Origin of the sequence: Daejeonella sp. (assembly GCF_030695525.1) — a bacterium.
In the GTDB taxonomy this organism is placed as follows: Bacteria; Bacteroidota; Bacteroidia; order Sphingobacteriales; family Sphingobacteriaceae; genus Daejeonella.
Genome location: NZ_JAUYSS010000040.1, coordinates 68,869 through 79,713, shown reverse-complemented (window position 1 = coordinate 79,713; position 10,845 = coordinate 68,869). Strand labels below are relative to the sequence as shown.

Genomic DNA, 10,845 nt, shown 5'->3' with positions numbered 1-10,845 from the left:
GGAAAATTTGATACCATACAAAAAGTAGAGGAAGAAGAACCTTTGCAGGGAAAATTTGATACCATACAAAAAGTAGAGGAAGAAGAACCTTTGCAGGGAAAGTTTGACACCATACAAAAAATTGAGGAAGAAGAGCCTTTGCAGGGAAAGTTTGATACTATACAAAAAGTTGAAGAGGAAGAGCCTTTGCAGGGAAAGTTTGATACCCTACAAAAAGTAGAAGAAGAAGAACCTTTACAGGGAAAGTTTGATACCATACAGAGGGTGGGTGACGAAGAGGATCCTATGCAGCTAAGATCTGTTAAGAAAGCAACTGTTCAACTAAAAAACACAAGTCTTGCAGTCCAAAATATCATACAAAGAGAAGAAGCACCTAAGGGTACTAATCAAATTGGTTTGCCTGATAATCTTAAATCAGGCATTGAGAGTCTTTCGGGATATTCGATGGACGATGTTAAAGTTCATTATAATTCTGCAAAACCTGCCCAGTTACAGGCCCATGCCTATGCACAGGGAACAGATATTCACATTGCCCCTGGTCAGGAGAAGCATTTACCTCATGAGGCCTGGCATGTAGCACAGCAAAAACAGGGAAGGGTAAAACCAACCCTGCAAATGAAAGCTGGTGTACTTGTTAATGATGATGAGGGGCTTGAAACAGAAGCGGATGTAATGGGCGCTAAAGCCCAGACAGTGGGAAATGAGCTACATAACAGCCCTGCTGCCCAGATGAAATATAAGGAAGCTTACATTCCCGGTAAAGGAATTGCACAGCGCAAGGTTATCCAAAAGAACGAACTTACGCGAGGCAGGGCCAGCCGTAGTCTGGATATTGAATCAGAGGATGACAAATACCAGCGAATGAATGCTCCTGTTATTAGTATGATCAGCAATGCAGGTGCAGTACTTTCGAAAGTGAACTGGAAATCATTGGAAGCTGGTTCAGACAATGTGGGTACCGCAACAGCCATTGGTGGAATATCAGGTTCTCTGACTGGGGTTTCAGGCTCGGCCACTAATGCAATAAAAGGAGAAGGCAAGCCCGATATTGCAGGAGCTGCAGGAGATATCACCTCAGGTATAGGCAGCTCTATCGGGGTTCTTGTAAAGAGTGTTATGGCGATAAAAAAGGGCTATGATACGGCAAAGGGTAAAGAAAGTAATCTGGTTGGTGGTGGTGAAACAGCAATAGCCATACTTTCAGCACTGAAAGCAGGCTGTGAAGCTGCAATGAGTATTCAGAAATTTGTGAGCGGATCTGTTCCGCCTGCTATTGTTTCCCTAATACCAGGTTTGGGTATAGCGATAGCAGCCTGTGAAGTCATCAAAAATGCATACACTGGCTATAATGCATATAGTGCTGAATCTGAAATGACAAGCGTTTCGGGTGAGTTCCGTTCTGAGCTCGTTAAATTATTGGGTGGAAGTCCTGAAACTTCTGCCCCTTCCCTCTTTGCGAATGAAAAACGAGGTAAATTTGGCAACCGGATAACCTACCTGCGTTTAAAACCGGGTTTATATGAAACACTGGCTTCCATTACTGACCCTGACATTTCTTCTGAACAAAAGACAAGTAGAGCTAACAATTTCAGAAGAATCCATAATATTCCTTCAACTGTAGACATCAATGTACTTTTATCTGCGATCAAATATTATGAACTTGGCAGTAAAATGCAGGAGATTAATCAAAAAAGAAAGGTTCAGGGTGCCAGAAACATCTTTACAAACCTATTGGGCATGGCAGGAGAAATCGCGAAGTTCTTCCCTGCTGATGGAGGTATTACAGCGGGCGTGCTTTTAGGGGCATCGGCAGCTATAGGTGCTGCACAATCTGCTGGCAAATTTATTCAGGGACTTGCCCGCGACAAGGGGGTTCTGGGCGGAGACACTAACCGCTCAAGTAAAAATAAGCATAAAGAGTATGTAAACCATACAAAGACCATATACGAGTTCTTTAACAGTATACCGCAGCCTGTTGTAGCAGCTCAAAAGCCAAAAGTTGATCGTTGTGAACAATTACTTAAGTCTACCGGAGTTAACCTTAATACAGTATACGCTACAGATTACGGAGATGATACCAGTGTAAACAATCAGGTTGGCCATATTGTATCATCAATGAAAGCCGGAAGATAAATTGAAAATCCGGAATAAAAACAAAAGAAAATGAATAATGATTTTTTAAACCTGAAAGATCAACAGGTTTTATACGAATTGAAAGACTACCTGGCGAAGATCCCGGTACCTTCCACTTTAATGGAAGCCACTAAAGATCTTCCTTTTAACATACTTGTTGCTGTTACCAGCGAACAGGTCTCAGTAAATATTATGTATGTTCCATTGCCTGAAGATCATTTTCAGGAGATCAGGTTATTCCAGTTGTACTCCCTTCTGGTTGAGGCAGTACCGGCCAAACAGAAAAACGATATTCTGGTCTTACTCAATGAACTGAATGACAGGTGCCCTGTGGGTACTTTCTTTTTGAATGAACAGGCAGAACTTGGTTTTAAGTATATCTTCCCTGCAGCTCGTTTTGAAATACCAAAGGAAGGTTCTTTCATTGAAATTTTTACTTTATACCTAAATTCATTGATGAGTTTCAGAGACATAATCATTCAGGTTAGTAATGGAACTTTATTGCTCAATGACGTATTTAAAGAATTAGGTATACATAAAGATTAATTTAAATGTCGGAAACAAAAGATTTATCCTCAAGCAGGCAAACGGCAATCCAGACCCGTTCTGTGGCCAATAACGTTTCGGCAGGTGCCAAATCATTTCCGGCAGTTCCATTATATACCTCTGAAACAAATGATGTTACAGAAGAAAATGTCACCCACCAGTTAAAGTCCGGAGCAAATTCAGAAGGTGATGGCTCTGTTGATAATTCCAATGGAGGATCATCACAGCAGAATAATCCTAATCCGGCGGCAACAAAACCCATACAAAAAAAGGGAAACCAAACCGGCTTGCCCGATCAATTAAAATCAGGGATAGAAAATATGTCTGGTTATGATATGAGTGATGTTAATGTTCACTATAATTCAGCTCAGCCAGCCCAGTTAAATGCTCTTGCCTATGCGCAGGGCACAAATATTCATGTTGCACCCGGACAGGAAAAGCACCTTCCGCATGAAGCCTGGCATGTGGTTCAACAGAAACAGGGCCGGGTAAAGCCCACGATACAGATGAAGCAGGGTGTTGGGGTAAATGATGATGCCGGACTTGAGCAGGAAGCGGACATAATGGGTATGAAAGCCCTGAATTTTGCTGATAACCATAATGCTATACAAGCTAAACACAGCTCCCTGGATAATTTCCCTACAAACCCTGTTCAATTGACAAAGGTAAAGATCATTGGTGTAACGTTTGGTAAAACAAGAATCTATAACGGCAATGGAGCAGCAGTAGGACATATTGCCAAAGGAAGTGAAATAGATATTGACGAAGGCAGTACCTATGTTGCCGGTTCAAGAACTTTAGTAAAAATAACTTCGGGGGATGCAAGTATCCTGTGGAATAACCCCGATGCATTATTAAATGATTCGGAAGATTTATGGATCAGCCAGACAAGGTTTACAAAACCGGAAGAAGGTGCTGAAGATGCTGAACCGGCAAATGTTTCTATTCCGTTGTTCGGACAGGAGCTTAAGATCGGAAAAGACAGTGCTGAATTAAGCGGATCTATTGAGAAATCCATTGATTTCTCTACTCCAAAAGTAAACCTCTCATTTGACTTTCCTCTCCCTTCACCGGTCCCGGCGTATGTAACTGTTGGTCTTGATGTCGGAGTGAATTTCAATCTGGGTGTTGCAGGTGATTATGCTATTGAAGCCAGCGGGTCGGGTCAGAAAGTAACTGTTAATTCAACTGCTAATGGTTCTGCCAAAATGAATGTAGATGTTCATGTTGGAGCGGGGGTAGGTGTTGCAAACCTTGGAGGTATTGAAGGTGGATTATTTGCCGGTGCAGCTTCCGAATTTAATGTAGAAGGTTCAATTAAGGGTGAAATAACTAAGGATGCTATGAAGGCCTGGGCGGCTTCCACTCTAGAGATAAAATTAAAATCGAATGCATCCCTTGTAGGTAATGCTGGTGCCTACATCAAAGCCAAGCTTCTACAATTCAGTAAGGAAAAGAAATTTACACTACTCAGAAAGGAATTTGCTAAATGGGAATATGAAAGAACCCGCAGCATACAAAAAGCTGGTGTAACTATAAGTGATATAATTCCTACACTCGCCGATTTCAAATTATTACTTGACGGCCAGGATGCAAGTGAATTCTCTGTTGCTGAGGACATGAGTGATACTGCACCTTTACTGGGTCGCGGTTCCCGCGAATCATCCGATTCTTAAAGATATAAAATATGAGACTTTGGTCAGGAACACAAATTGCTTACGGAAATGATAATTCAGGCCCTGCCATTTTGGCTATGGGAAACACATTAAGTACCCGGGCTCATTCAGATAAAGACTGGAAACTTGAACTGACAAAAACCGATGGAACCCGGATCTGGCGGCCTTTAAATGAGGGCAGTCTGGAACGCATACAAGTACCCTGCCCCGATGAGCTTGCTGAAGTTCTGACGAAAACTATATCAGGATTGCCTGACCAGGGCTTGCATCCTGCAATTAGCAATGGCCTCGATAAGGAAGCAAAACGCTTGTACCCCGAACTGAACCCTGATATTATAGAGCTATTTTCTTCATACGTCAGCTATCTCAGGGAACACTTTGATCTTGATGAAACTAAGATGAAATCCATGAAAATGGAACATTATGTTGACGGATTCGGCCCTGAATTAATTCTAAAATTTAATGGTAAACCAGTCATAATACCCGAAATCCCTCCGGTATGGCTGACACCATCTAACTGGGCATATTCTACCTGGCGGGTTACAAATGGTATGCTGGGCCCGGTAATCGATGACAGTGTGGAAATTGAAAAAAAACTACAATTTATTGGTGATTTCCCTGAGCCTGATAAAACCCTTGAAGGACTAATCTATTTTCAGGCGGCACGTTCAATGCTAGCCTGGGCGGCTTGGGAAAAGGATAAACAGGGAAGATTTGTACATGCTATTGCCTCCATTATCATGAGCGGGCAAAGGCCAATAATTAACCGAAATCGATAGAATGATTTCTTCGGCTATTGATACATAAAAATCGTAAAGTCATCTTCAGCATAACCTTCCCTTAACACAATTTTAGGGCTTAATTGACGGCAATAGTCAAGAATCTCCTGTGGGTCATAATTGACCAGTATCCCCTCAGAATCATTGACATTCTTAAGCAAATTAAAACCAGTACCTAGCCGGCAGGATGCAAATAAGCGGCCGATCATCCTGAATATAAAATCAGTTTCGCTGTTTTTATAGGCGAATAAACCAGAGGCTAAAACATAATCCATATTCGGCAGATCTGCCGACCAGCAGTCTCCGAGATAGAAGGTGGTATCAGGTTGCGAACCATACCTAGATGTTGCCACATCCAATAACTCTTCCATCTGATCAATACCAGCATAGCGAAAGTCAGAATATTTTCTTTTGAGATATGCATAAAGATCGCCATGGCCGCAACCCAGATCAAGAACTGAAAGTCCGGTCATATCCCCTATCTGGGATAAAATTTCAAACCGAACGGTTTGGCTCTCATCTGATTTCCATCCAAGAGCTCCGCTTGTCCCCGACCCGAACATCTCAATTCGTTCATGGTGAAAGCGGTAAATAATCGATCTGTCGACAAAATCCATTGCTAAACGAGTTTACCTTCTTTTCCGAATTCTTTGCGGATCCCTTCTATGATATCTTTCCTTAAAATTACATTTGTTCCCCGTTTTAAGGCCTTCATGGAACTATATCTGCTTACGTTAATAATTGCCCCACCAGCCATCTCATACTTTTTGGCTATCTCCTCGAGATTACAAGCCTCTTCAAGGGTACATTGTGTTGAAAAAGCCTGATTCCAGAGCCGTTTACGTTGCTCGGGGCCTGGCATCGGAAAATAGATCATAGACTGAAAACGGCGTGAAAAAGCATCATCAAGATTCGCTTTGAGGTTAGTTGCCAGAATTACTACACCCGGAAAGTCTTCAACTCTTTGTAAAAGATAGGAAACCTCCTGATTGGCATGCCGGTCATTGGAGCTGCTGGTTTGGGTTCGCTTACCAAATAAGGCATCGGCTTCATCAAAAAACAGAATCCAATTTTTATTTTCAGCCTGATCAAATACATTGGCGAGGTTTTTTTCGGTTTCACCGATAAACTTGGATACCACCATTGAAAGATCGATACGATAGACATCTAAACCTGATGATTTACCCAGAAGACTGGCAGTCAGTGTTTTACCGGTACCCGGAGGGCCATAGAATAAAGTCCGAAAACCAGGCTTGAACTTCTTGCTCATCCCCCAGTCATTCATCAGGGTATGCCCGTATTCAATCCAGTCTTTTATCTCATTAACCTCCTCCAAAATATTCTCTTCGAGCACAAGATCGCTCCAGTCAAGGTTTGTTGTAATCAATTTTGCGGGAAAATTAATCCCGTAATCAGGTTTGTGGGAAACGCCACTTGTAAAATAGCTTAAGAATTCTGGTGAGACAGTAATCACCCCACTTAAAAAAGGTTCATGTGGCTGTGTATGAACCAGATCTAGGATTTTAAATTTTCTGAAGAAATGATCTTCACCAAAAATATTGATCAGGTTAAATCTCTTTTCAAGATCAAGCCCGGCAATGATAAATGCTGCGGTCTCTCCGGTAGGAATAAACCCTCCATGATTCTGACCCTTAATGCCCCCTACTTCAGTGAAGCCACGATCATAGGTGGAGTTTTTTATAAAAAAAATATCCAGTAAATGAGGCTGAATATGAGGCGCAAGGGCCAAAGAAAGTATAATACGCTCATTGAAAGTCATATTATAATAATTCACCACACTGGCATAAACCGAATCATTTGATTCCAGCACAGGTGCCGGTAATTCATAAATTTCATTATAATCAGAATCCTGGGAAAAATACAATTTCATTCGCGTGTCTATAACAAGTGCGAGCCATTGCATTTCCCTGGATAATACATCAGCATTGGCTTTTAAAGGCTTTAAATCCATTCTACATATATAAATTCAGTCATCCATGGTGTTTTGATCATTCCCAATCCCCATGGCAATGTATTCAATAATACATCATAACCCCGGGTCTCTACCTTTAGATTCCAGTTATCTTCAATCCTTGATAAAGCACCATCCCTTTGCAGAAATGAAGCCTGAAAACTCTCTGGTGAAGTGTTTTTAAGTTTGTCCCATTGTGTCAGTATCGCATTGAGAAGTTCCCCTGAAACAGCCCTCTCTACCTCTGTCAAAACTATTCCGGCACTAACAGGTTCATCAATGGGAATATTACAAAGTATTTTGTTTAAAACCAATTCATGCTCTTCATTGCTTTCTGTACCATAGGCCAGAAACTGAAGCAAATGAACTGCCCTTTGCCTGTATTCCTCTGTCTTGAAATCTCCCTTCTCAAACATATTAAGTCGGGTAAAATATGTAGTCAAAAAGGGATGAAGGATAACCAGACCTGCATTATGAATATAAATGGAATCCTTATCAGAAAAGAGTTTTTCTGTAGATTTTTTTTGTGCTATTTGTTGCTGCTCCTGTAATTCCTCTTTAAGTTGCCTCTGTTCGCTTTCTCTCAGTTCATTGGCATCTGTATTTAATATATCATCAAACAAGGATCTCTCTGCAACTTCAAAGGTTTCTGTCAGTTCACCTTTCATTTCTTCCATTTTTTTGTACTCAGAGACAAGCTTATCTATTTCAGGAATTTGTCTGATTATCAAAAGATTTGATTCATCGCTCAAGTTCAGTGATCTGCTAATGGAAGAAGTAATTTTAAGCATTAACTGATAATTACTCTCTGCAAGAAAATCTAAAAGAAGCTTCAAGTAGGAATCAATATTTCCAACTTCAATTATTCCACCCAGTATTAATAGGTTGTATTTACGGATAATAAGTTCAAACCTTTCCTTGTCGAGTCTGTCATTAAATAAGCCGGATAAGCTATCATTCAGACTCTGGATACCCGATGGCAACTGCAAGCCTTTATCCCTTTCATAATCAAGCAATTCATAAAGCAATGGGTCTTTAAAAAAATGGGCAAAATGACCGGATACAGATGGAAATTTCAATAATAATTTAAAAATATTGTTATTATTCCCCAAAAAAGGACTACTTGTAAATTTCTCAATAAATTGAATGAGACTTTTCTCAGTCCGACTTAGCCCCCCCTTTTGCCTGATAAATAAAAGGATATTCTTGTCTAAATTTTTTAACAAAAGATTCTTCATTCTGCTCTCTTCAATAGAATCTGATTGTCTGAAAATCTCGTGAAGGAGGAATAGATTTTCAGCTGCATATTTCTCAGAATTAAGGATTGCATCCAGGTCGGATGATCTGTTTTTTTGCAGAAAAAGAAGCAGTTGCTTTAAAAATGAATTGACTGAATTACTTGAGCTCAGTTTATAACTTTCGGGTAATTTATTATACTGAAGAAAATAACGTAAAAGATAAGTCGCCTCATCAAACACTTTGTCGCCCAGAATCATATCCTGATTTAAGCTATCAGATTTTAACTTTTCAGTTATTATATGCTCAATATCAGGAAACTCATCCCATAATGGTAATTGTATGCCGTAAAATAGCATGTCAGAATGGATCCCATTAGTCCCAATATTCCGAAAAACTTTATTTAACTGAGTTCTGATTTGTTTATCAAGTACTAAAGAATTCAGGTATGAAAATATGTGGCTTACCGGATTACCTGAAGATAAAGACAGGTTAATGATAAGTGATTTGAGAAAATCTATGGATTTAAAACTTTTATAAGACATCCCGATATACATATCCCAAAGTGAGGAAAAAGCAATCTTTTCCAGCATTTTACCTTCGAATGAACGAAACATTGGACTGCCAGAAAACAATAGCATAGCACTGTCCATATATCTGATGGCTTTATTCCCATCTTTTAAACCACGAAACAGCTTAATCAATATTGCATTGGAAACCTGATTTAGTATTCTTCTTCGGCCGATTGAACTTTGACCACTGAACTTAAAAAACAGAAGAGCATCAGCAGGTGATTCGACGATTAATTGTTCTAATAATTCAGATGCACTTGATTGTGCGAATTTACCTGCCCACCATGGGAAATGGCCAAATTTTAGCCAGTAATACAATACATTTTGTAGATTTTTGGATTGTATAAGCTCCGGAATACGAGTATTAATTTCAATGGCCCCATTTCCGGGGAATTTGGATATCAACTCTTTTTCCCGAATGCTAAACAGCGCACTTAAGTCGCGTATCAGGGAAATATGTCTTGCACTGCCATGGTGCTTCTGCCCAATACTTTGAACAAGAAATGTCAGTATATCACTATAATTAACATTAAACCGATTAGCCAGATTCCGGATATTATTCTCGAGAAACATTTGCCGGTTAAATTCTGAGCCCCTGTCTACCAATAAATACTCCAAAACAAATTCCCATACAGCTTCAGCAAGATCCTGGCCTTGAACCTTGAGTTTTGAATCCCTCTTATTAATATCTTTAGCTTCAGCGATATAATCGGAGACGAATTCAACATGCCCGGGTTCTAAAAGATTCACAATTGAAATTAAAATTTCTTCACTAAAGGTTCTTACAATTAGCTTCCTGCTGAATTGTTGCTGGCCAATATTCCGAAAAATTAAAGCCATTGTTTTAGGTTGATTGTGAATCATACCGGTTAAAAGCAGATTCAATGATTGCTGATCAGGATAGGAAGACCACCATGGAAAACTTCCGAAAGTCAAAAAATATCTGATCAGATCAAGATCACGTGATAGTTTGGGCAATTTTTTTTCAGTGCCTTTTTCGGGTTTTAATGATTCGATCTCCGCCGCAGGCTCGTCATCCACAAATAATTCAAGAATAATACTCTGTAATGAATCCGTGTTCCTTAGCTCATAGGAAGTGGATTTAAGCCCGGCTGCAAACAGGGCCAGCAATTCACTGAAATCGATATTGAAATGGGCAGCCATACCAATAAGCATACTTCTTACAAATTCTTTTCTGTTAAAATGTGAGCCTCTATCAACGATCAGGAAACTTAGTATTAGTTCCCAAACTGCCCTTTTAAAATCACTCTCTTCATTTTTAACCAGGATTACTTCCCTTTGAACCTGAACAATATTCTGCTGATAGTCAAAGATAAATTCAGCTTCAGCCGGCTCCAGAATAATTATGATGTATTTTATTTGCTGCTCAGAAAACTGATAAACCAAACGCTTTCTGGTATAAGCATTTTGTCCGATGCGCAGTATTAATTCTTTTAATTTCAGGGATGAATTTGAAAGCAAAAAATCCAGTACCTCCGGGATGCCGGGGCCGTCTGTACCGGATACCCACCATGGAAATGAACCTTTAAGTAGAAAAAACTCCAACAATTGCAGATAATTGCCTTTTTTATCATTCGTAAAAATATCGCCTGTAATATCATCCAAGGCTGCATTATCATGCAGAAGAATAAGCATTAGCTCTTGTTCGAGTTTTTGAATAAACAGGTTGGGTAATTCAGATTCCAGGGAATCAAAGCCGATATCTCCAATATCAATACTTAAGGTATCGAGTTTAATTATTCTGTTTGATGGAAGGATCCTGTTGAATAAACTATCCATCTCATCCAGCAGGCGGGTATTAAAGATTAAGCTTATTTTATCCTGAAGTACATGGCTTTCTTCCTTTGAGGAAAAATCTATATCAAAGATCTGTCGGCCGATAATATTAGGATACTTATCCATATTCAATC

7 protein-coding genes are annotated in these 10,845 nt (G+C 39.8%); 4 read left to right on the top strand and 3 right to left on the bottom strand.

The features are described from left to right. The 4 genes from Q8S11_RS09040 to Q8S11_RS09025 form a co-directional block, all read left to right on the top strand. A partial coding sequence (locus Q8S11_RS09040) for a DUF4157 domain-containing protein (protein ID WP_305661766.1) occupies positions 1–2,133 on the top strand: 2,133 nt, incomplete at its 5' end. A gap of 30 nt (positions 2,134–2,163) precedes the next feature. Then, the gene (locus Q8S11_RS09035) at positions 2,164–2,679 is read left to right on the top strand and encodes a hypothetical protein (protein WP_305661765.1); all 516 of its coding nucleotides are present in this window, start codon (positions 2,164–2,166) and stop codon (positions 2,677–2,679) included. Between the two features lie 5 nt (positions 2,680–2,684). Beyond that, positions 2,685–4,355 carry a DUF4157 domain-containing protein gene (locus tag Q8S11_RS09030; RefSeq protein WP_305661764.1) on the top strand — a complete coding sequence of 557 codons (1,671 nt, stop codon included), beginning with the start codon at positions 2,685–2,687 and terminating at the stop codon, positions 4,353–4,355. Positions 4,356–4,366: 11 nt separating this feature from the next. Further along, the gene (locus tag Q8S11_RS09025; protein ID WP_305661763.1) at positions 4,367–5,134 is read left to right on the top strand and encodes a hypothetical protein; all 768 of its coding nucleotides are present in this window, start codon (positions 4,367–4,369) and stop codon (positions 5,132–5,134) included. Positions 5,135–5,148: 14 nt separating this feature from the next. On the opposite strand, the gene Q8S11_RS09020 is transcribed toward Q8S11_RS09025, so the two are convergent. The 3 genes from Q8S11_RS09020 to Q8S11_RS09010 are packed head-to-tail and all read right to left on the bottom strand — an operon-like array spanning position 5,149 to position 10,837. Next, positions 5,149–5,751 carry a trans-aconitate 2-methyltransferase gene (locus Q8S11_RS09020; protein ID WP_305661762.1) on the bottom strand — a complete coding sequence of 201 codons (603 nt, stop codon included), beginning with the start codon at positions 5,749–5,751 and terminating at the stop codon, positions 5,149–5,151. Positions 5,752–5,753: 2 nt separating this feature from the next. Further along, positions 5,754–7,106 (bottom strand): ATP-binding protein, encoded by a 1,353-nt coding sequence (locus Q8S11_RS09015; protein WP_305661761.1) that lies wholly within the window; start codon positions 7,104–7,106, stop codon positions 5,754–5,756. Next, positions 7,097–10,837 (bottom strand): contractile injection system tape measure protein, encoded by a 3,741-nt coding sequence (locus Q8S11_RS09010; RefSeq protein WP_305661760.1) that lies wholly within the window; start codon positions 10,835–10,837, stop codon positions 7,097–7,099. Before Q8S11_RS09010 ends, Q8S11_RS09015 begins: the two co-directional genes overlap by 10 nt. Positions 10,838–10,845: the final 8 nt, after the last annotated feature.